Source organism: Anaerococcus lactolyticus ATCC 51172 (assembly GCF_000156575.1).
GTDB lineage: Bacteria > Bacillota > Clostridia > Tissierellales > Peptoniphilaceae > Anaerococcus > Anaerococcus lactolyticus.
The window spans coordinates 345,817-368,462 of sequence record NZ_GG666044.1 but is presented as its reverse complement, the minus strand read 5'-3'; the positions used below and the strand labels follow the sequence as shown (position 1 = coordinate 368,462).

The 22,646-nt window shown below is 37.4% G+C and carries 22 protein-coding genes; 20 read left to right on the top strand and 2 right to left on the bottom strand.

Translation table 11 applies throughout. The features are described 5' to 3' along the window. Window positions 1-60: 60 nt before the first annotated feature. Window positions 61-930 carry an NAD(P)/FAD-dependent oxidoreductase gene (locus tag HMPREF0072_RS01700; RefSeq protein ID WP_004827008.1) on the bottom strand — a complete coding sequence of 290 codons (870 nt, stop codon included), beginning with the start codon at window positions 928-930 and terminating at the stop codon, window positions 61-63. 211 nt (window positions 931-1,141) lie between these two features. On the opposite strand from HMPREF0072_RS01700, the gene HMPREF0072_RS01695 reads away from it, so the two are divergent. The 3 genes from HMPREF0072_RS01695 to HMPREF0072_RS01685 are packed head-to-tail and all read left to right on the top strand — an operon-like array spanning window position 1,142 to window position 4,221. Continuing rightward, on the top strand, window positions 1,142-2,011 hold the full coding sequence (locus HMPREF0072_RS01695; RefSeq protein ID WP_004827006.1) for a D-alanyl-D-alanine carboxypeptidase family protein: 870 nt from the start codon (window positions 1,142-1,144) through the stop codon (window positions 2,009-2,011). A gap of 1 nt (window position 2,012) precedes the next feature. After that, window positions 2,013-2,957 (top strand): type I phosphomannose isomerase catalytic subunit, encoded by a 945-nt coding sequence (locus HMPREF0072_RS01690; protein ID WP_004827005.1) that lies wholly within the window; start codon window positions 2,013-2,015, stop codon window positions 2,955-2,957. A 1-nt stretch (window position 2,958) separates the two neighbouring features. Next, the gene (locus HMPREF0072_RS01685; protein ID WP_004827003.1) at window positions 2,959-4,221 is read left to right on the top strand and encodes a beta-N-acetylglucosaminidase domain-containing protein; all 1,263 of its coding nucleotides are present in this window, start codon (window positions 2,959-2,961) and stop codon (window positions 4,219-4,221) included. A 31-nt stretch (window positions 4,222-4,252) separates the two neighbouring features. Here the strand turns inward: HMPREF0072_RS01685 and HMPREF0072_RS01680 are convergent, their stop codons facing one another. Next, the gene (locus HMPREF0072_RS01680) at window positions 4,253-5,695 is read right to left on the bottom strand and encodes a nicotinate phosphoribosyltransferase (protein WP_004827002.1); all 1,443 of its coding nucleotides are present in this window, start codon (window positions 5,693-5,695) and stop codon (window positions 4,253-4,255) included. A gap of 151 nt (window positions 5,696-5,846) precedes the next feature. Here HMPREF0072_RS01680 and HMPREF0072_RS01675 point away from each other — a divergent pair, with 151 nt between their 5' ends. From HMPREF0072_RS01675 to HMPREF0072_RS01595, 17 genes are all read left to right on the top strand, one after another. Next, window positions 5,847-6,494 (top strand): HAD family hydrolase, encoded by a 648-nt coding sequence (locus HMPREF0072_RS01675; protein ID WP_004827001.1) that lies wholly within the window; start codon window positions 5,847-5,849, stop codon window positions 6,492-6,494. Further along, entirely contained in the window at window positions 6,494-6,952 is a 459-nt protein-coding gene (locus HMPREF0072_RS01670; protein WP_004827000.1) for a PTS sugar transporter subunit IIB, read from the top strand. The genes HMPREF0072_RS01675 and HMPREF0072_RS01670 overlap by 1 nt, the downstream gene beginning before the upstream one ends. Before the next feature lie 181 nt (window positions 6,953-7,133). Then, window positions 7,134-8,615 (top strand): glutamate--tRNA ligase, encoded by a 1,482-nt coding sequence (gene gltX, locus HMPREF0072_RS01665; RefSeq protein ID WP_039930950.1) that lies wholly within the window; start codon window positions 7,134-7,136, stop codon window positions 8,613-8,615. After that, a complete protein-coding gene (gene cysS, locus HMPREF0072_RS01660; protein WP_004826992.1) occupies window positions 8,615-10,033 on the top strand; it encodes a cysteine--tRNA ligase in 1,419 nt (472 codons plus the stop codon). Before gltX ends, cysS begins: the two co-directional genes overlap by 1 nt. Continuing rightward, a complete protein-coding gene (gene rlmB, locus HMPREF0072_RS01655) occupies window positions 10,033-10,737 on the top strand; it encodes a 23S rRNA (guanosine(2251)-2'-O)-methyltransferase RlmB (RefSeq protein ID WP_039930949.1) in 705 nt (234 codons plus the stop codon). Before cysS ends, rlmB begins: the two co-directional genes overlap by 1 nt. Then, complete coding sequence (locus HMPREF0072_RS01650; protein ID WP_004826988.1) at window positions 10,724-11,248, top strand: YacP-like NYN domain-containing protein; 525 nt, start codon at window positions 10,724-10,726, stop codon at window positions 11,246-11,248. Before rlmB ends, HMPREF0072_RS01650 begins: the two co-directional genes overlap by 14 nt. A 30-nt stretch (window positions 11,249-11,278) precedes the next feature. Further along, complete coding sequence (locus HMPREF0072_RS01645) at window positions 11,279-12,301, top strand: sigma-70 family RNA polymerase sigma factor (protein ID WP_004826986.1); 1,023 nt, start codon at window positions 11,279-11,281, stop codon at window positions 12,299-12,301. A 91-nt stretch (window positions 12,302-12,392) separates the two neighbouring features. Further along, window positions 12,393-12,719, top strand: coding sequence for a hypothetical protein (locus HMPREF0072_RS01640; RefSeq protein WP_039930946.1), 327 nt, complete (start codon window positions 12,393-12,395; stop codon window positions 12,717-12,719). Between the two features lie 73 nt (window positions 12,720-12,792). Further along, on the top strand, window positions 12,793-13,515 hold the full coding sequence (locus tag HMPREF0072_RS01635; protein WP_004826982.1) for an ABC transporter ATP-binding protein: 723 nt from the start codon (window positions 12,793-12,795) through the stop codon (window positions 13,513-13,515). Beyond that, on the top strand, window positions 13,508-15,157 hold the full coding sequence (locus tag HMPREF0072_RS01630) for a permease-like membrane multi-spanning protein (RefSeq protein WP_004826981.1): 1,650 nt from the start codon (window positions 13,508-13,510) through the stop codon (window positions 15,155-15,157). Before HMPREF0072_RS01635 ends, HMPREF0072_RS01630 begins: the two co-directional genes overlap by 8 nt. Before the next feature lie 67 nt (window positions 15,158-15,224). Next, the gene (locus HMPREF0072_RS01625; protein ID WP_004826979.1) at window positions 15,225-16,019 is read left to right on the top strand and encodes a nucleoside hydrolase; all 795 of its coding nucleotides are present in this window, start codon (window positions 15,225-15,227) and stop codon (window positions 16,017-16,019) included. Then, window positions 16,010-16,504, top strand: coding sequence for an FUSC family protein (locus HMPREF0072_RS01620; RefSeq protein ID WP_004826978.1), 495 nt, complete (start codon window positions 16,010-16,012; stop codon window positions 16,502-16,504). The genes HMPREF0072_RS01625 and HMPREF0072_RS01620 overlap by 10 nt, the downstream gene beginning before the upstream one ends. 156 nt (window positions 16,505-16,660) lie before the next feature. Then, a complete protein-coding gene (locus HMPREF0072_RS01615; RefSeq protein WP_004826977.1) occupies window positions 16,661-18,037 on the top strand; it encodes a DUF3798 domain-containing protein in 1,377 nt (458 codons plus the stop codon). A gap of 71 nt (window positions 18,038-18,108) precedes the next feature. Continuing rightward, entirely contained in the window at window positions 18,109-19,686 is a 1,578-nt protein-coding gene (locus tag HMPREF0072_RS01610) for a sugar ABC transporter ATP-binding protein (RefSeq protein ID WP_004826976.1), read from the top strand. Further along, entirely contained in the window at window positions 19,679-20,755 is a 1,077-nt protein-coding gene (locus tag HMPREF0072_RS01605; RefSeq protein ID WP_004826974.1) for an ABC transporter permease subunit, read from the top strand. The genes HMPREF0072_RS01610 and HMPREF0072_RS01605 overlap by 8 nt, the downstream gene beginning before the upstream one ends. Further along, entirely contained in the window at window positions 20,748-21,872 is a 1,125-nt protein-coding gene (locus tag HMPREF0072_RS01600) for an ABC transporter permease subunit (protein ID WP_004826972.1), read from the top strand. Before HMPREF0072_RS01605 ends, HMPREF0072_RS01600 begins: the two co-directional genes overlap by 8 nt. A gap of 204 nt (window positions 21,873-22,076) precedes the next feature. After that, complete coding sequence (locus tag HMPREF0072_RS01595; protein WP_039930944.1) at window positions 22,077-22,619, top strand: ECF transporter S component; 543 nt, start codon at window positions 22,077-22,079, stop codon at window positions 22,617-22,619. Window positions 22,620-22,646 lie beyond the last annotated feature (27 nt).

The window sequence follows — 22,646 nt, the reverse complement described above, 5'->3', positions numbered from 1 at the left end:
TAAAAATTTAAAAAGGGCACCCCTTATCCACTTGGAAAGGGGAGCCCTATTTTTGTCGTTTTACTTGCTTGCTTTTATACCGGCAAGGGTGCCATCGGCAACAGCTGTGGCTATTTGTTTTACATCTTTAATCCTAACATCTCCTGCGAAAAATAAGCCGTCAACTTTTGAGCTTATGTCTTCAGTAAGGAAGGTATTTTTTATTTCGGCTAGGTCTTTGACTAGGTCGGTATTGCCGTTTTGACCGATTTGTACATAGATTTCTATGCCTTCTTTATCTTCAATTACACAATCATCTAAGATGGCCTTAACACACTTATCATCTCTTACTTCTATATCTTTAAGGCTTGTAGATGTGTGGACTTTTATCTTATCTGAAGCTTCGATTTGCTTTTTAAATTCGTCAATGCACATAAGAGCATCTTGATTTTGAACTATGTGGACTTCTTTGGCGAATTTGGATATATATAAGGCTTCCTTGCTGGCTCCATCAGATCCACCGTTTACAATTACAGTTTTTCCCTTTAGGCTTTCTTCATTGCCATATGGCCAATGTTTAACCTCAAAGCCCTTGTAGTCTATGTCCAGTTCTTTTAAGTGAGAACCTGCCGCATAGATAAGTTTTTTGCATTCATAGGTATTTTTATTTGTTTTTACAAGGAAAAAGTCGTCTTTTTTCTCTATAGACAAACACTCTTCATAAGTTACGTCAATCTTAGAAAAGGCGAGTTGGTCTTTTAGTTTTTGTGAAAATTCCTCACCTGATTCATTATCGGCAAGACTAGCATAATGACTAACTTTGGAAACATGGCTAATTAGACCACCTACCCTATCTTTTTCTAGTAAAAGTAGGTCCTTGCCACGAGCCTTTGCATATAAGGCTGCACTTACACCGGCAGGGCCTGCTCCAATTATAATTATATCTTTCATATTTTTCACCTCGATATTACTATCTGATAGAAATAATCAATTGCAAGTATTTATAAGAGATTTTAGGCTTGCTTTTCTAAATTTTTCCGGGGCGATTTAAAGCAGATAAGGTTTAACAGATTCTTTTTAAGCTTAGAAATTTTTAAGAGTAATCTTTAAAACTTACAAAAAAATTAATTATTTAAAATGAAATTTAGTGTACAATAGAAGTATGAGAAAGATTAGAAATTTATTTATAATTGCCTTACTTTTGATTATAGCTGTTTTTATTAGCACTAGGGTCAAAAAACAGGCTGAGGATCAAAATTTTATATCAAAGGCAGTCTACCTTTACGACCTAACTGATGATAAGGAAGTCCTTGCTAAAAACGAAAATGAAAGGTTGCCAATGGCTTCACTTACAAAAATTATGACTGTAAGGGTAGCCTTAAAGCATATAAGAGATCTTGGCCAGATAGCTCCTGTAGATACAGATGCTTATTACAGAGCGGTTGAAATGAATGCATCAATGGCAGGCTTTAACGGAGGGGAAACCACAACTTATAGGGATTTGTTATATGCAACCATGCTAAGGTCAGCTGGTGAAGCTGCAGACAGTCTTGCCATAAATATATCTGGGTCTATGGATAAGTTTGTAGACCTCATGAACCAGGAAGCAAAAGATTTGAAATTGAAAAACACCTCATATGCCAATGCCGACGGCATGGATAATCCTTCAAACTACCAATCTGCCAAAGATTGTGCCATGCTTATAAAAGATAGTCTTAAGGATGGAAATTTTAGGGCGATTTTTACAAAAAAAGACTTCAAGACAAGTCCAACAGTCAATCACCCAGACGGGGTTTACCTAGAATCAACAATTTTTTACCACCTAAAAAAATACCAGCAAAATGGCTTTGAAATAATTGGAGGCAAGTCTGGAACAACTGATGACGCTGGACTTTGCTGGGCAACTCTTGCTGTGAAAAACAACAAGGAATACATCCTGGTTGTAATGGGCGTGCCCTATGATGACATCAACAACCTAAACGATGGTCACATAGAAGAAACTTTGAGGATTTACGAGAGTATAGGAGACTAAAATGGAAAAAATTTTATTTTTAGAAGGGAAGTTTTCAGAGAAAATTTGGGGAGGAGCTAGGCTTAAAACCGAATATGCTTACCCTATTCCATCAGATAAGACAGGAGAGTATTGGGCGATTTCTGGCATGGAAGGTGCTTCGTCTGTCGTCACAAATGGTGACTTTAAGGGAGAAAGCCTAAGAGATATTTACAGAAACCACAAGGATTTATTTGGAAATTCTAAAGAAGAAAATTTTCCACTCTTGGTAAAAATAATTGATGCAGCAGACGACCTTTCAATTCAAGTCCACCCGGATGATGAAATGGCAGCTCGCCTTGAAAATTCAAAGGGCAAGACTGAGTGTTGGTATATCCTAAATGAGGAAGATGCGTCAATTGTTTTTGGCCTAAAGGTTAAAAGCAAAGAAGAAGCTATAAAATTAATTGATGAAAGAAAATGGACTGACCTATTAAGGGAAGTGCCTACCCAAAAAGGTGATTTTTTCTTTGTCAGGGCTGGCACAGTCCACGCCATAAAAAAAGACTCCCTAATCCTTGAAATACAACAAGCTTCAGACATCACCTATAGGCTATATGACTATGATAGGAAGGATGCTGATGGAAATTTAAGACAGCTTCACTTAGAAAAATCCAAAGAAGTCATAAAAATAATCAAGGAAGAAGGACAAATCCAAAAAATATCCCAACAAGGTTATGAGGAGAGAATCCTAACGGAAAATGAATACTTTGAAGTTAGAGAATTTAAGTTTAAATCCGAAGGTGTTTTTAAAAGAGCAAAGCCTTACCTCCTAGAATCTGTAATTGAAGGGGCAGGAGAAATTGAAATAGACGGAGAAGTTTATCCTCTTAAAAAAGGAGATTTCTTTATAATTACAAATTTTGCTAAGGATTATAAAATTACAGGAAAACTTACAATCATAGAAGCGAATCCTATGGAGGTCTAAGATGAAAAAAGGTATTATAGAGGGATTTTATGGTATTCCCTGGACCTTTGAAGAAAAAATGTCGATGATAAAATTTCTCGCAGAGATCGACATGGACCAATATATCTATGCACCAAAAGACGATCCCTACCACAACAAAGAGTGGCGCAAGCCTTATCCAGAAGAAGAGATTGGAAAGATTAAGGCCCTAGCAGAGCTTAGCAGGGAAGAAGGTATAGAATTTACCTGGGCTATCCATCCAGGGCAAAATCCCTTTGACTTTGATCTTTATGATGAAGAAATTTCTAAGATTTTTGCCAAGTACAGGCAATTGATGGATGCTGGTGTTAGGTCTTTTGGGCTTTGCATGGATGATATTGACAAAGCAGTCGCCTATGAAAAAAGAAAGGCCCACATGAATCTCATAAGGGACTTGGCAGATTTTGTGGAAAAGGAAACGGGAAATGGGCTTTACTTTGTCCACCCTTGGTACAATGACGCTTGGATTAACGAGCAGGGTTATGAATACGAAGCCCTCTTGAGGGATATTAAAAATCTTAACGTCATGTGGACCGGCAACCAGGTTGTCGCACCGATTTCTCATAAGTCAAACGAAGACTTCAGAAAAAGAACCGGCAAAAAGCCGTATATTTGGTTTAATTGGCCAGTAAATGATTATAGGCCAGATAAAATTTTTCTAGAAAGTTTTGAATTTTATGATTCTAGGGAAATAAATTTTGACGGCTTTTACTTAAATCCAATGAATGAGGCAGAAGCGTCAAAAATAGCAATCTACCAAGTGGGCGAATATTTGAAAAATCCTCTAGCATACGAGCCGGAAGATGCCTTTATAAAGGCAATAAATTTTTTAGAGCCAAAGGCGAGTGGGGATTTATTTGAACTTGCTTCTAGTTTTTGTGGGTCCTTGGTCTATGAGAGGACAGAGGGAAAGAAATTTAGTGAAGATAGGGAGATTAAAAGAGCCTTTGATCAAAAAGATTTAAAAACTCTAAACTATCTTTTGGGAGAAAAAATAAAGGCCGCAGAATATTACCAAAAAAATCACGCAAATGAAGACCTATATAGGGAAATAAAACCCTTTGTAGTAAGCTTACAAAATCTTTCGAAAGCTATTTTAGCAAAGTTTGATGGAAATATAAACGAGGCAGAAAACCTATATAAAGAATCTAAAAATATTAAAATCCAAGTCTTGGGAGACGAAGGTTTAGAAGAAGTCAACGTAAAAACCAGCGAAGTCCTGGAAGAAATTTACCAAAAAAATTAAGCACAAAAAAGGCAGCCTAAGCTGCCTCTTTTTATTTAGATTTTGCTTCTATAATTAATTTTTGTTTCAAATTCCAAAGTTTTTGGGAAAGGTCTACGTAATAATTGTGTGGGGCATCATACCTCTTAACTTCATCCCAAAGGCTTGCGACTTCTTCTTTTCTATAGGCGGCGATTTTTTCTAGGGAAGGTTCCTCGTAGACTAGCTTACCTTTTTCGAAGATTTTAACTTGCATTTGTCTTGCCTTGTAATTTTTCATTTTTTTCATCTTCCAAGTGAAAAGTGGGTCAAAGATTACAAGAGGTTCGGAATCGTCAACTTCTTCGTCCCTAAGGGCTATATAATCTGCCTCTGCCTTGCCGGTTTCTTTATCATAAAGCCTGTAGACTTTCTTGAAGCCTGGAGTTGTAATTTTTTCTACATTTTCAGAGACTTTGATTTTAGCTTCAAGCTCACCTTCTTTTTCGATTGCAACAAGCTTATAAACCCCACCAAAAACAGGGTCAGACTTGGCAGTAATTAGTCTTTCACCTATACCAAAGGAGTCGATTTTTGCTCCTTGGGCAAGGAGGGATTCAATTTTAAATTCATCAAGTGAATTTGAAGCGACAATCTTAAAGTCCTTAAAACCATTTTCATCAAGTCTTTTTCTAACTTCCTTAGAAAGGTAGGCCAAATCTCCTGAGTCAATCCTAACTCCACCTGTAAGTCCCCTTGGCACGAGTTCTTCCTTAAAGACCTTCATGGCATTTACAAGGCCAGATTCAAGTGTGTCGTAGGTATCAATTAAAAGGATACAATTAGTTGGGTACATTTTTGCGTAGGTTTTAAAGGCTTCATACTCTGAATCAAAGGCCTGAATCCAAGAGTGGGCCATGGTGCCTGAGGCCTTAAAGTCATATTTTTTGGCCGAATAGGTGTTGGATGTGATAGGGGCACCAGCTATGTAGGCAGCCCTCGCACCTGTAATAGAAGCGTCAGCACCTTGGGCACGTCTTGCCCCAAATTCCATAACAAGTCTGTCCCCTGCAGAAGATACAATCCTGTTGGTCTTGGTCGCTATAAGTGAATTAAAATTCATTGACAAGAGCAAATAGGTTTCAATTATAGAACACTCTATGATTGGCGCCTTGACAGTGACAATTGGTTCCCCTGGAAACATAACTGATCCTTCAGGAAAGGCGTAAACATCACCAGTAAATTTAAAATTTTTTAAATATTCCAAAAATCCGTCAGAAAAACAACCCTGGGCCCTGAAATATTCTATGTCTTCATCGGTGAAGTGGAGGTTTTTTATATAGGAAATTATATCGTTTAGGCCTGCAAAAATTGCATAGCCACCCCCATCTGGATTTTTTCTGTAAAAGGCATCGAAAACTGCGACGGTGTCTTTCATACCGTTTTCGTAATAACCATTAGCCATAGTGAACTCATAAAAATCACTAAGCATGGTTAGGTTTCTAATTTCTTTCATAAACTCCTTCTTAAATATTTTCTAATTTAATATTTTATTGCAAATATTATCCTACCTATATTTATACCCTAAAAGTTAAAAACTTTCTTTAAATATTTATCGTACACAAATTTTTAAAGAAAAGTACAATAATAAAAAAAGCGAGGATTAGATGTATATATTTGATATAGACGGTACCTTGTTATACACAATAGATACCATAACTTATTTTATAAATGAAACTTTAAAGAAATTTGATTTGTCGTCTTGCCCAAAAGATAAGGTTGAGGCTTTTGTGGGAAATGGACCGGTTGTCCTATGTGAAAAAACGCTCGACTATGTTGATGCAAGCAAGGATCAAGCTTTTAGGAAAAATTTCCTAGATTCTTATAACAAGGCCTACGATGATGACCCAGCCTACCTTACTAAGGCCTATGACGGAGTGAAAGAGGCGCTTGATGAACTTAAGAAAACAGGAAAGCCTCTTGTTTGTTTCTCAAACAAACCTGACGAAACTTGTAAGAAGGTCATTCCTGTTGTTTTTGGGGAAGGTTTTTTTGATGCTATCCTTGGTTATAGGGGAGATTATGAAAGGAAACCATCACCTGCAGGCATAATTATTTTAAAGGAAAAGTTTGGGGTTGATTTTTCAGATATTATTTATTTTGGTGATAGCGAAGTAGATATGAAGTGTGGAAAAAATGCTGGGATTTTCACTGTTGGTGTATCTTGGGGGTTCAGAGATAGGAAGGTTCTTGAAGATGCCAATCCAGATCTTATAATTGATGATCCAAGCCAGATGGTCATTAGGAGAGCCTAATGGGAGAAATTTTTTTAGCGAGAATCGATTCTAGGCTGGCAAGTGGTCAGGTTGTGAAGGACTGGTGTGAGAAATATGGCCTAAAAAAGGTAATAATTGCCAATGATAGGACTGCTGAAGATTCAATTAGAATTGAGGTGATGGACCTTACAATTCCGGAAGAAATAGAATCAACTTATTTGAAGGTGGCAGGTGTAAAAGATTTTCTATACAAAAATGAGGGAGCGTATTTTTTGCTTGTAGAAACAACTTGCGACTTAGAAAAAATTTTGGATGCTGGCGTTTCAATCAAAGAAGTGAATGTTGGCATAATTCATTTGTCAATAGGTAAAAAATCTCTCACAGAGCTTGTAGCTGTGGACGAAAATGATTTGAGAATCTTCGATAAAATCAAAAATCAGGGAGCAAAAATTTTTATTAGGACTTCGGTTTTTGACGATGAAGAAAAAATAATTTAATAAAAGGCAAAAAATTATCAAAAAAATAAAAATCAACCTTGACATGGTTGATTTTTGTAGTAATAGATGTTATAATTAGATGAGTTAAGGTTAAGTTAGGAGGGGAAGTTTTACTTCCCTTATTTACTTATCTATCTAAAAGACGAATTTGATGAAAAATAGAAAGAAAAAGGAGTTATTAATGAGCGAAGTTAGAGTAAGATTTGCACCATCCCCAACAGGATATTTGCATATAGGTGGTCTTAGGACAGCCCTATTTAATTACCTATACGCAAGGCATACTGGTGGAAAGATGCTTTTGAGAATAGAAGACACAGACAGGACTAGGTTTGTTGAAGGCGCTTTAGAGAACCTTCTAAAGGCTCTAAAATGGTCTGGAGTAGAAATTGACGAAGGTGTTATGCTTGATGAAAATGGTCATGTTACAGAAAAAGGTGACTGTGGTCCATATATTCAATCAGAAAGGGTAAAGGCAGGCATCTATGACAAATACATCGACCAATTAATCGAAGAAGGTAAGGCTTACTATTGCTTCTGCTCCCAAGAAAGAGTCGACAAGGTCAGGGACCAAATGAGAGCCGACGGTCTTACACCAAAATATGATGGTCTTTGCCGTTCTATCCCACTAGAAGAAGCCAAACAAAGGGTTGCTAATGGGGAAGAGCACACAGTTAGACTAAAACTACCTAAGGACTATGATATTTCCTTTAATGACAGGATTAAGGGCAAGATTACCTTTAATACTGACGACCAAGACGACCAAGTCCTTATAAAAAGAGATGGTTACCCAACCTACCACTTTGCTGTAGTTGTAGACGATCATTTGATGGGTATTACCCACGTTGTACGTGGCGATGAGTGGATTTCATCAACACCAAAGCACGTTTATCTTTACGAAGCCTTTGGTTGGCAAGCTCCAGAATATATCCACCTACCTACAGTTTTAAACAAGGACCACAAAAAATATTCAAAGAGAAACGGCGACGGCATGGTAGAAGACTTCATCGAAGAAGGCTATACACCAGAAGGTCTTATAAACTTCCTTTCACTCCTAGGTTGGTCACCAGACAGTGAAGAAGAAATCTTCACCATGGAAGAATTAGCAAAACAATTTGATTTTGACAGGGTAAATAAAACTGGTGCTGTTTTTGACAAGAAAAAACTTGACTGGGTTAACGGTCACTATGTAAGAGAATTAAGTCCAGAAGAACTTGCCAAAGACATCAAGCCATACATGATTAAAGCAGGATTAATTGATGAATCTTATCCAGAAGATAAGTTAGTTCTCCTTGCAGAAACATGGCAATCAGCCATCGATAAGTTTTCAGACGCACCAGAGCTTGCTAAAAATTATTATATCAAGAGCGATGAAATAGAATATGATGATGACGCAAAAGAAGCAATTTCAACAGAAAATGCTAAAACTCTCTTTGCTGCATTTTTAAACCAACTTGACCAAGTAGACGAAATTGACGCTGATTTTGCTAAATCAGTTATGAAAACTATCCAAAAAGAAACAGGTATCAAGGGTAAGGACCTATGGTTCCCAGTAAGGGCGGCAGTTACAGGTTCAGTTCATGGACCAGACCTATCAAATGCCTTTTTAATAATGGGTAAGGACCTAGTTAAGGATAGGCTAGAATACGTAAGGGATAATTTTTAATGAAGATTTACAATACTCTTAGCAGAACTAAGGAAGTATTTAAACCAATTGAAGAAAATAAAATAAAAATGTACGTCTGCGGACCTACAGTTTATGATTATATGCACATAGGAAACGCCAGACCCTTGGTGATTTTTGACACCTTTAGGCGTTTTATGACCTATAGGGGTTATGATGTGACCTATGTGGTAAATTTCACCGATGTTGACGATAAGATTATAAAAAAATCTATTGTAGAGGGCATCACAACCAAGGAAGTCACAGACCGTTACATTGCTCAATACATGATAGATGCCAAAGCCCTAAACCTAGACGAAGAAGATACTATCCACCCAAGGGCAACCGAGGTTATGGATGATATCATAAACTTCGTTAAGGGTCTTATTGATAAGGGCATGGCCTATGTTTCAGACGGCGATGTTTACTTTGATGTAAGCAAAAAAACTGACTACGGCAAATTATCAAGAAAAAATCTTGACGACCTAGTTCATGGTGCCAGCCAAAGGCTAGATGACAATGACGCAGGAAAAAAGAAAAATCCTGCAGATTTCACCCTTTGGAAGGCTACTAAGCTTTCCGGCGAAGTCGCTTGGGATAGCCCATGGGGTAAGGGTAGGCCAGGTTGGCACATAGAATGTTCTACCATGAATAAGAAAATTTTGGGAGATACAATTGACATCCATGCCGGTGGCGAAGATTTGGAATTTCCTCACCACGAAAATGAAATTGCCCAATCTGAAGCCCTAAATGATGTAAAATTTGCTAACTATTGGATGCACAACGGGATGATTCAGGTAAATGGATCAAAGATGAGTAAGTCTGTCGGAAATTTCTTTACCCTTGATGATATCAAGAAGGAATACGACTTGATGACCATTAGGTTTTGGCTTCTTACAACATCCTATAGGCAGCCAATAAATTTTACTAAGGAAATAATCGACCAGGCTCAAGCATCTTTAGATAGGCTAAACAATGCTTATTTCAAGGCGGAAGAATTACTCGCAAAGACAAGCGAAAAAGAAATTTCAAGTGTGGAAAAAGATTTACTTCAAATCCTAGTTGATAAGGAAAATGAATTTGTAAGTGTAATGGAAGATGACCTAAACACTGCAGATGCCATCACAGTTTTATTTGATTTAGCAAAATTCATCAATACAAATTTAGAGGGTGATTCTTCAAAAGATTTTGTGGAAAAAACTTTTGAAACATACTCTAGACTCTATGATGTCCTTGGACTTCTTGCCAAGAAGAAGGAAAGCGAAGTAGACGAAGCCTTTATAGAAGAAAAAATTGCAGAGAGAAACTCTGCTAAAAAGGCAAAAGATTTTGCTAAAGCTGATAAAATTAGGGATGACCTTAAGGAAATGGGCATCATCCTTAAGGATACCAGAGAAGGCACCAAGTGGGAGATAGGCTGATGGATAAGATTTACGGCAGAAAACCTGTAATTGACGCCATTGATTCAGGTGTAAAAATCTATAAGGCCTTTGTTATCAAACAGAATTCTAAGATTGTCGAAGAAATTATTGCAAAGCTCAATAAGGCGAATGTTGAGATAAATTTTGTAGATAAGAGATTTTTTGATAAAATAGAATTGAACCACCAGGGTGTTATGGTCGAGGCAGAATCATTTGAGTACAAGGACTTAAGAGATTTGGATAAATACCAAAGACTCATTATCCTTGATCAAATCGAGGACCCTCACAATCTTGGTGCAATCATCAGGAGCGCAGAAAGCTTTGGCTTTGACGGGGTGATTATTCCTGAAAGAAGGAGTGCATCCGTAAGTCCAATAGTTTATAAAACCAGTGCTGGAGCTATCAACAATATAAATATTATCATGGTTAAAAACACCAACAGGGCCATAGAAGAAATCAAAGAAGCAGGATTTTGGGTCTATGGACTAGCTGGTGAGGCCTCTTCGCCAATCGATCAAGTGGACCTTAAGGGTAAGGTTTGTTTGATAGTTGGTAACGAAGGCAAGGGCCTATCTAGACTTGTAAGGGAAAATTGTGATATACTTATAAATATACCAATGAAGGGTTTTGTAAATAGCTTAAATGCATCTGTAGCCTCAGCCATTGCCATGTATGAGGTTTTAAGACAAAATGGTTTTAGTTAAGAAAAATATAACCTATGTCGATGGCTACAATGTAATAAATAAGTGGCCAAAACTAAGGGAAGCCACTAGAGAAAGCTTAGCAACAGCAAGGGATAATCTCATAGAAGATTTGGCTGAGTATAGCTTTCTTACTGGGGAAAAATTGGTGATAGTTTTTGATGCCTACAACCTTGATAGGCTCAAGGAAACGAGCATCGAAAAATATGGGATGAAGATAGTTTTTACCAAGAGGTTTCAAACGGCTGATACCTATATCGAGGCGGAACTATCTAGGATTGCCAGAAGGCACAACGTCAAGGTAGTTACAGACGATGGGCAAGTCCAAAACATGGCCCTTGTGAAGGGGGCAAGCAGGATGACAGCCCTTGAACTTAAAACTGATCTTGATATATTAAGGTCCAAGATTAAAAAAACTAAGAAGGCAAGTTTTAACCAAAACTACGATGCCTATCCCATTTCTAAAACCTTAAAAGCTAAGCTAGATGAGCTTAAAATAGACCTAGATGACTAGGTAGGTAAATAAATTCAAACGGGTGATAAGATGGATAAAATAAATTTAAAAGATAAGGAAACTTTAGAAAAGCTTAGAGATTATCTTGATACAAGTGATTTGAGTGATGAAGAGCTCACTGAAATTGTAGAAGCGATGACCGATGAGCAAAGAGAAGAAATTCTAGACATCATTTCTGAAGAAGACGATGAAGACTTTGATGATGACGACGACCTAATTGGTTCTGCCAAAAAGGGAGTGAATACTTCCCTTGCCCCTATCAGACGCAAGGATATGATGAAATTATCTGACCTAAACAACGAAGAAATAGTGGAGCAATTCCAACTAGGCAACCAAAACGCTCTAGCAGCCCTTGTTGAAAAAAACCAAGGACTTGTAAGGAGCAGAGCCTCATATTTCTTTAGGTCTCATGGCAATGATTTAGACCTAGAAGATTTGGTCCAATCTGGCATGCTTGGCATGATAAGGGCTGCAGAAAAATTTGACCTAACCCTAGGATACAAATTTACAACCTACGCCTACAAATGGATAGACAAGGCAATCAGAAAGGCCATCAACAAAGAAGGACATACAATCAGAATACCAGCAGGTAAGTACTTAAAATTAAATAAATTAAAACAAATTCTAAAAGCCAACCCAGAAGCAAGCGATGAAGAGATTTACAGAATCCTAGAAAACGAAGGAATAAATAAAAAACAAGCAGATGATTTATTCTTAATTAATAGAAACCAAGTAAACTCAACATCCCTAAACATCAACCTCGATAGTGAAGACTCCACAGGTGATGAGCTAATGGACATGGTAGGCGACGAGTCAACCCCAGTAGATATGCTAATTCTTGAAAAGGATATGGAAAATTTCCTCATGCAAGCCCTTGACCAGCTAACAGACAGGGAAAAGCAAATTATAATCTACAGGTACGGCCTAGATAACGAAAAACCAAAGACCCTAGAGCAAATCGGAGCAATCTACGACCTATCTCGTGAGAGAATCCGTCAAATAGAAAACCAGGCCTTAGGCAAATTAAAAGATTATTCAGATTCAATTGGATAAAAAATAAGAACAAAATAAAATAATAAATACCCGACCCGCTATTTTCTAGTGATAGTCGGGTATTTTTAAAATTTTTTACAGGGAGAATGTTGTGGAAAAAGCAAAGTGGTATTTTATTGCAACCTGTGTATGGATATTTATATTTCCAATAACTGGAATATGCGCTTGGGCTTTTATGGTTAGTGGATCACTTGCTATAGTCTTATCAATCATAAAATTTCTTACAAGAGTATTGGGCTTAGATACTGCTTGGCTAGGGAACACTGCCTTCAATCTAGGAGCTTTCAGTGAATTAATTATTTCGTTAATTGTTGAAGCAATATTAACTTCTGTAGGATTAGGGTTTTGGAAAGTTACCAAGAGAATATATAAGTGGTTAAGGCTAATAAAACCTACTAATATTTCTGCTGAATTATGAAAAATATTTTTATTGATGGTTAGGACAAGATAAAATGAGCGATAGGAAATAAAACTCATAAGGAGAGATAAATATGATAGAAGTAAAGAACTTTACCAAGGAATACACAGTCGAGAAAAAGGCTGTTGATGATATTTCTTTTGAGGCTAAGGATGGGGAAATCTTTGGATTTTTAGGCCCTAATGGGGCTGGCAAATCTACTACCATCAAGTCCATTGTAGGGATAAATTCAAAGACCAAGGGCGAGATTTTTATCAATGGCATTCGCTTAGAAGACGACCCAATGGCATACAAGAGCCAGTTTTCCTATGTTCCAGACAATCCAGAATTATTTGAAAATTATTCGGGAAATGAATATATAAACTTCATCGCAGATATCTATGGGATTGACACTGAGACTAGGAAGGAAAGGCTTGATTATTACCTAAACTTTTTTGACATCAGAGAGGCTATGAAAGACCAAATTTCAACCTATTCTCATGGTATGGCCCAAAGACTTGCCATAATTGGTGCCCTAATCCACGACCCACAGGTTTTAATTCTTGATGAGCCAATGGTTGGCCTTGATGCCAAGTCTGCCTTTAATCTCAAACAGATTTTAAGACAAAGGGCAAATGAGGGCAAGTGCGTCATGTTTTCAACCCACGTCATGGAAGTTGCCCAAGAGCTTTGCGACAGGATTGGCATAATTTCTAAGGGTAAGCTTATAGCTATCGGGACTCTTGATGAAATCAAACACATAGCCAACAATGACGGGTCTCTTGAATCAATCTTCTTGGAGCTTACAGATGAATAAGTCTAATATCCTAACACTTGCCAAATACAGCCTCAAGGAGTCATTTTTCCCTTATATGCCAAGGAAAACTGTCCCAAATATGCCAAAATCATTTTTAGGTAGGATTTTACTTTTAATCTGGACCTATATATTTTTTGGAGCAGTTTTCACAGGTGTTTTCAAGGCGAGTGCCTACCTTTATGTGGCAAACGACATGGACTTTATGTATTTTACAAGCTTTGGCATGTCCATGACTCTCATGGTCTTTCTATTTTACCTGCCACAAATTTTTTCAAACCTCTACACTAAGTCGGCAATAGCCAATTACCAAACTATGCCTATTAGCGAGGGAGAGCTCTTTGTGGGTAAAGCTTTTGGTGGAGTTTTAAGCTTTGTTGACTTTTTACTATATTTAGTAATTGGTCTTGTAATTTATTTCGGGGAAGCTGGTTTTGATCCTTGGGTTTTAGTCATGGGGATATTATTGTATTTGCCAATGGTCTACCTACCTTATGGGATTTTGTCACTGTTCTTACTTGTAATAAAAAAGTTTACCAATGTAAATAGGCATGCAAAACTCTTTAAGACAATCGGCTATTTAATCATGTTTGGAATTATGGGAGTGATTTATTACTTCTCCTTTTCGGCATCAAATTCAAGTGGAATGGGAAAGATGAATGTAGACATAAATCAAATTACCCAAACTTTAAGCATGGTCTCAAATGTGTTTTTCAATGCAAAAATATACGGCCTTGCTGTGGCAGGAACAATGAGCCAAAGGCTTATTTTTACAGGTCTTATTTTTGCTTTGTGCTTACTTTTGGCATTTATTTCCTATAAGATAGCCAATAAATTCTACTATGAAGCTGTCTTTGATGAACACCTTGATACATCAAAGAAAGAAGCGACTCCAAGCAAGGATATAAAAATCGAAGCGGGCAGCCAATTTAAGGCTATCTTCAAAAAAGACTTAAAAACACTTTTTTCAAATATAGTCTTTTTGTCAGGACCTCTTGGTATGGTCATGGTTATCTTAGTTATGGGCTTTGTCCAAGCGAGAACTGCTATGGAAGAATCGGGAGTTGACCCAGCTAGTCCAGAGCTTCTCCTATTTGCCTTTTTGATCTCCCTTGGAGTTGGGCTTTTCATCTGGCTAAACGGTGGCCTTGCCAATACCGCCCTATCAAGGGAAGGCAAGAGTTTTTATCTCATCCAGACCCTGCCAATTGACCCAAAAAGCCATATGAGGGCGAGATTTGCTGCAGCTTACGTGGTTGCCTGTGGGATAAACCTAATTCTTGCTCTAGCATACACATTTTTACTCAAACTTACGATTTTAGGAGGCTTGGTAATATTTGTAGGACTTTCTCTAACATGTGCCTTTGCCACTATGGTTAGCCTTTACTTTGGAACTTTTATGGTCTACACCCAGTGGAAGAAACCTCAGGAAATCCAGCAAAGTGGAGGACTAAAGGCGGTTGGGATTTACTTAGGCTCTTTGCTAGTTATGGGTCTACTAGGACTTACTGTATTTGCTATCACAGAACTTACTGACAATATCCTTATCGGTGCAGGCACAGGTCTTCTTGTAGTTTTAATAATAGTATTTCTAGTTTATAGGGCTACTCTTAAAAAATATACAAAGGGCTTTATGGACGTTTAATTTAAAAAAAATCCAGCTTTAAAAAGCTGGGTTTTTTAGTATAGTAATTTATCAGAAAGGAAGAATTATGGAATATCAAAAACCCTTTATTTATATAGATACAAATTTCAGTCCGGCTGACGGACTTTTTATAAAAATGGCGCTAGATTCCTTTGATTTTGAACTTGTAGGCTTATCTGCAAACAGGTCCTATATGTCAAGTGCAGCTGCCGGGGAAAATATTTTGGGTCTGGTTAATAGCGAAGACTTATTTTTGTCAGTGGCAAAAAACTTTGATGATAAAAAATCAAAGCTTGATGAAGAAATTTTTATTCCAGAAGCTGATTATCTCGAGGATATGGACGCCTATGAAAATCTTTATGACTTGGCATCTGACTGTGGCAGGCTAGATATAATCGCATCTGGAGATTTAGCAAATATAGCCAAGGCTTGTCGTGAATTTGAAGATTTCACCGACTTTATTGACCACATTTTCTTGTCTATCCCAGACTTAAAAAGTCTAACAAAAGAAGAATTAACAGACCTAGATTTGATTTTATCTTCAGGTATAAACATCTTTGTTATTGACAAAAAATTTGCCGATAATTTTATCTTAGAAGAAAAAGATTTGGAAAATATTTTAAAAAATCATCCACAAATGGAAAAACTTTTAAAAACTTACGACCAAGAAGCCCTCACAGGTGCCCTTCTTCTTTACTTATCCCAAAGACCAGAAGCTTTTATTTTTGAGGAGGCAGGTCTTAAAGTCAATTTTGATGAAAAATCTCTAGAAAGTTCAGAAGCAAGACCTAAGATCTATATGGTAAATAAGGTCAACGAAGAAAGTTTTTACGATTATTTAAGAGCTATCCTATGCAAGTAAAATTTCCAGGACCAAGGATAAGAAAAACAGGTCTTGCTGTATTAATATCAATGATAATTTCCCACTACAGACCTGGAGAAGGCCTCGCCTTTTATTCGGCCATAGCGGCCATTATCTGTATGCAGCAAAATGTCCACCAAACTTTTCATAAGGGACTAGGCAGGATAATCGGTACTCTTTTTGGCGGCACTATAGGCCTTACCTATCTTTTGACTTTTCCAAGTAAAAAAATTCCAGATATTGTGGGTCTTTTTGTAATTGCCATCCTTGTTACGATAATTATCTGGGTCATGTCCATGATAAATAAAAAGGATGCTGTATCCATAGCAGGTATTGTGTTTTTATCGGTAACAATAAACCACGCAGGAGACCTAGTTCCCTTTAATTTTGCCCTAAACAGGGTGATAGATACCCTCATCGGTGTAATCGTAGCCTTTCTTGTAAATTATATAGACTTTAGATTAAAAGAATCTCTAAAATTTTGAACTAAATTTTGGAGATTTTTTCTTTGAGGAAAATGATAACAAGGTTAGGATGTTGGGAATTGTAAAAAATACTTGCGAAAGAATTTGCTAAATTTATTTGACAATGTGGTAAAGTAAGTATATAATCATCACTATAACATAATAAAGGAGTAATAAATGAAACCGATGATGAAGAAAATGACATCACTATTTTTATTGGCTTTTGTATTTATGGGCCTAGTTGGATGTCAAAAAGTAGATGATAAAGCTGAAGATGCTGCTTCAAAGCAAGAATCAACTGAAACAAAGGATACAGCTGATAAAGATGCTAGTGAAGTAGCCGTAAACAACAAGGCGAAATTTGAAAAGCTTAAAGAGGGCGAAAAATTCCACATAGGTCTTGTCACTTCAACTGTATCTCAAAGTGAGGACGAGTTCCGTGGTGCCCAAGCTGTTATGGACAAGTATGGAAAAGCGTCTGAAGGTGGAATAATCGTACATGATACATACCCAGACAAGATTGAGACTGAAATGGAAACAACAATTTCTAAGATTAAGGCTATGGCTGATGATCCAGAAATGAAGGCAATTATCGTAAACCAATCAGTGCCAGGTACAACAGCAGCCTTTACAGAAATTAGAAAGTCTAGACCTGACATTATCCTTGTTAACCTTACACCTCAAGAAGACATCCTAATGACTTCAGGTGTATCAGACCTAGTAGTAGATGCTGATAATATTTCAAGAGGTTATAGGATGGTTAAGGCAGCACAAAAGATGGGTGCTAAGAAATTTGCTCACATCACCTTCCCAAGGCACATGGCAATTGAAACTCTTGCTATAAGACGTGCTATCATGGAAGAAGCTTGTAAGGACCTTGGTATGGAATTTATTTCCCTAAACGCACCAGATCCTACAACAGATATCGGTACACCAGGTGCCCAACAATACTTGGCTGAAAACATAGGACCATGGATTGAAAAATACGGCAAAGACACAGCATTTTTTACAACAAACGATGCACTTACAGAACCACTCCTAAGAGGTGTTGCTGCTGGTGGAGCAATCTTTGTTGAGCCAGACCTTCCAAGCCCAATCATGGGTTATCCATCAGCTTTCTCTATAGGTCTTGATGATATAGCAGGCGATTGGCCAGCAATCCTAAAGAGAGTAGAACAAGTTGTAATCGAAAAAGGTGGTAAGGACAGGATGGGTACATGGGCATATTCACTTGGATATACCAGTACAGTTTCTGCTGTTGACCTAGTTATTGATGTTTTAAAGGGAAAAGCAGATATTACAAATCAAGATGATATTAAGAAGGCTTTTGAAGGTGAAACTCCTGGAGCTAAGTGGGTTGTTTCTAAGATGATTAATATGGCAAATGGTAAGGAACTTCCTAACTACGCCCTAGTTGCCCAAGATACTTATGTATTTGGTAAGGGATACCTAGGAATGACAGAAGAAAAAGTTGACGAAAAGTATAGAAAAATTAACGTTAACGTAGAAGATATGGTTGAAAAGCAAAAAGAATCCGAAGGTAAATTCGAATAATTTTTTAGCCTAAGCGATGGAAAATTTTCCTCTGCTTAGGCTTTGCTAAGTAAAAGAGAAGTGGGTTATAGATGTTAATGGAAATTAGGGGCCTTAGTAAGAGCTTTGGTCAAAATAATGTTTTAAAAAATGTAAATTTTACTATAGATGAGGGAGAAGTTGTTGGCCTTGTTGGAGAAAACGGGGCCGGCAAGTCAACCCTTATGAATATAATCTTTGGTATGGAATTTATAAAAGATACTGGTGGCTATGAGGGAGAGATAATCCTTGATGGAGAAAAAATCGACTTCAAAAATCCGACCGATGCTCTAAAAGCAGGTATTGGGATGGTCCATCAAGAGTTTTCTCTCATACCAGGTTTTACTGTGGCTGAAAATGTGACTTTAAATATGGAAAAAACCAAACAAAGTCCAATTTCAAAAGTCTTTGGCAGGGGCTATGAACTAATAGATGCCAAGGCCAATATAGAAGATACAGAAAAAACTCTAGATAAACTAGGCTTAGATTTAAATCCAAAAGAATATGTAAGTGAATTACCAGTTGGCCACAAACAATTCATAGAAATAGCAAGAGAAATAAAAAGAGAAAATATCAAGCTTTTAATTATGGACGAGCCAACAGCAGTTTTGACTGAAAGTGAAGCAGATATCCTAATTTCATCTCTAAAAAAACTTGCAGAAAAAGGTATAGCTGTTATTTTCATTTCCCACAGGCTAAGGGAAATCTTAGATCTTTGCGATAAGGTGATTGTCTTAAGAGATGGAGAAATAGTCGAAGATAGAGAGGCTAAGGGTCTTAAGATTAAGCAAATTGCAGGATGGATGATGGGAAAATCCAATAGGCAAGCCTATGTTGATGATGATCAAAGAGAAATTGACGAGGATGATATTATTTTCGAAGTCCAAAACCTCTACGTAGAAATGCCGGGCGAGATGGTTTATGATGCTAACTTCAAGGTTAGACGTGGAGAAATCTTTGGCCTAGCAGGTCTTGCTGGCCAAGGCAAACTTGGTATAGCCAATGGCATCTTGGGCACCTATCCAGTTAAGGGTAGGGCAATCTTTAATGGTGAAGAGTTGAAACTTTCTGATACCAGTTCAATTTTGAAAAAGAAAATCGCCTTTGTATCCGAGGACAGGCGTGGAGTAGGACTCTTGCTAGGCGAAGATATAGCCCTAAATATTGCCTTTAACGCTATGGAGGTTTTTGATAAGTTTATTAAGAAAATTTTCACTTTCAAATTTAGGGATGACGAGGCCATTATTGCCAATGCCAACAAATATATAGACAGCCTCGCCATAAAGACTCAAGGGCCTTTTGAACTTGTAGGCAGGCTTTCTGGAGGCAACCAGCAAAAAGTATGCCTCGCCAAAGCTTTCACAATGAACCCGGACCTCCTATTTGTATCAGAGCCAACTAGGGGAATTGACATCGGGGCAAAAAGACTTGTCCTAGATTCCCTAAAAAAAGCTAATAGGGAAGATAAGACAACCATAATTATGATTTCTTCAGAACTTGAGGAACTTCAATCAGTTTGTGACAGGATAGGAGTTGTCTGCGAGGGTAAAATCGTTGGCGTCCTAGATCCTACAGCAAGTGCTGAAGACTTCGGTCTGTTGATGAGTGGAGAGGAGTTAGTAAATGAATAAAATTAAAAACTTTGTCGCAAAAGTTGGGATAGCAAGATTTATCATCGCCCTATTTTTGTTGAGCTTATTCATAGCTGCTCCTGCCGCAGGTATTAGCGTAAAAAGTTCTTTAGAAAATGTAATCGCGAGATTTGGTATGTTTGCCATCCTTGTCCTATCATTAATTCCAATGATAGAATCAGGTTGTGGTCTTAACTTCGGCATCCCAATCGGTATAGTGGCAGGAATTTTAGGTGCAGTTATTTCCCTAGAATTTAATATCGCAGGCTTTGGAGGCATCTTCCTTGCCATGCTTATCGGCGCTACAATTGGAGTGGTTTTTGGTTTTGTTTATGGACTTTTACTTAACAAAATTATCGGCGATGAGATGCTGATTTCAACTTATGTTGGATTTTCTTTCACAGCCTTTATGTGTATAGCCTATGTATTCTTACCATTTAAAAATCCTGTTTCAGTCCTTTCTTACGGGGGAACTGGTCTTCGCCAGCAAATTCCTGTTGGGGACTATTGGATGAAAAATATTCAAAATTCCACCGGTGGAGTCAATTCTGTGGGGCTACTATCAGATTTTCTATCCTTTGACCTTTTTGGGGTGAGGATTCCTATAGGGATGCTTTTGTTTTTTGCTCTAGCAGCCATCCTAGTTTGGGGACTTTTTAGGACAAAAACTGGAACAGCCATGTCTGTAGTAGGATCTAACTACGAATATGCCAAGGCAAGTGGTATTAATATAAAAAAAGTAAGGCTTGAAGCCATAGTGCTTTCAACAGCTATAGCTGCTGTGGGTATAGTTGTATATCAACAATCTTACGGTTTCATCCAGCTTTACCAAGCACCAGCATCCTTCACTTTCCAGACTGTTGCATCAATTTTAATAGGTGGGGCGACCTTGAATAAGGCAAAAATTAGCCACGTTATTATTGGTACCCTCTTATTTCAAGGAGTAATTACCCTAACACCTACAGTTATCAACGGACTTTTGTCTATAGACGTCTCAGAGGTTATGAGACTTATCATAACAAACGGAATGATAGTTTATGCCCTCACAAGGAGGATTGACAATGATTAAAAATAAAATTTCAACCAGACACCTTGTACCTATAATGTTTATGGTGATATGCGTGGTGGGTTATATCCTAAGTGGGGCCCAGCTAGGATTTATTACAAGTGAGCTTGCAAATAGGCTTGTTCGTAATACCTTCTTAGTTCTAAGCTTGATTATCCCAATTATAGCAGGAATGGGCATAAACTTCGGTATCCCACTTGGAGCCATGGCTGCTCAGGTAGGCCTAATTTTCTCCCAAGATTTAGGTTTTACAGGTCTCCTGGGCATAGCAGTGGCTGCTGTAATCGCCTTTCCTATTGCCATTGTTCTCGGTATTTTTTCGGGCAATGTTTTAAATAGGGCCAAGGGTCGTGAGATGATTACATCTATGATGCTTTCATTTTTCATGTTAGGTGTTTACATGCTTGTAATCATGTTTTTTACAGGCACCATCATTCCTATCAGAGATAAGTCAATGCTTCTTTCATCTGGAGTGGGAATTAAAAATTCAATTAGCCTTGCAACTGCAGGTGCTATTGATAATGCCTTAAAATACAGGATTCAAATTCCCCTAGGCAAAGATCAGATTAAATTTGATGTACCAGTTTTAACTATTTTTATTATTGGTCTTCTATGTGTCTTTATCACATATTTTAAAAAGACCAAGCTTGGTCAAAACATGAGAGCTGTAGGTCTTGACCAAGATGTAGCTAACAACTCAGGTCTTAATGCCGATAAGATAAGGGTAAAATCAATTATTTACTCTACAGTTCTTGCTGCATTTGGACAGTTAATTTATTTGCAAAATATAGGTACACTTGCTACCTACGCAGGCCTAGATCAGGCAGCCTTATATGCAGCCGCAGCCCTCCTGGTTGGAGGTGCATCAATCCTTAAGGCTTCTATTGTAAATGCTATAATCGGTACAGCCCTCTTCCACTTGATGTTCATAATCATGCCTCTTGCTGGCAAGGAAGTTACAGGGGATGCCATGGTCGGTGAATTCCTAAGGACCTTTATATCCTATGCCATAGTTACAATTTCATTAATCCTTCACGAATATAATAGGAAAAAGGAAATCAAGGAAAATAGGCTAAAAGCAATAGACGCTAACCAAAAAGCTGAGAAGGTTGGTGCTTAAGATAAAATATTTTTTCATAGATTTTAGAAGCTAGGAGTCTAGCTTCTTTTTGATTTCAAAGCTAAGAAAAAAATAGAGATTAAAATTGATTTAATATTTCTTTGGATTTTTTTAAAGGAAATTAGTTTAGATAAAATTTTAACAGATTTATTCTTATGGTATAATGTATGGGACGTGGTGTCAAAAATAAAAAAAGGAGTTAGAATGAAAAAATTAAGCACACAGAAATTGGTATATATGGCACTTTTTGCAGCTCTTGTATACATATTTTCACGATTTTTCCAAATACCAATAGTAACCCCTCTTGGTCAAACAAGGTTCCACTTAGGAAACGTATTTTGCCTACTTGGTGGTCTCTTATTAGGGCCTATATATGGTGGCATTTCAGCTGGAGTTGGCTCTGCACTTTTTGATTTATTTGATCCGGTATATTTTACAAGTGCTCCAATCACCTTCATAACAAAATTCGCCATGGCTTTTGTGGCAGGAATGATTTATAAGAACAGGGATAGGCTTGTCAATACTCAAAAGCTAGTTATCGCTGGCGCCCTAGGTCAAATCACCTACGTAATTTTATATTTAGGCAAGACCTTTATTAAAAACAGACTAATTTTAGGTTTAACTATGGAAGCAACCATGGCAGAAGTCATCCAAAAAGGTTCAGTTTCAATGGTAAATGCAGTTATATCTGTAATTGTAGCTACAATTGTTGCTATCCCTCTCCTTAAGGCTGTAAAATTTGAATAATAGTCCTCTTTTTTGGGTAAGTATAAG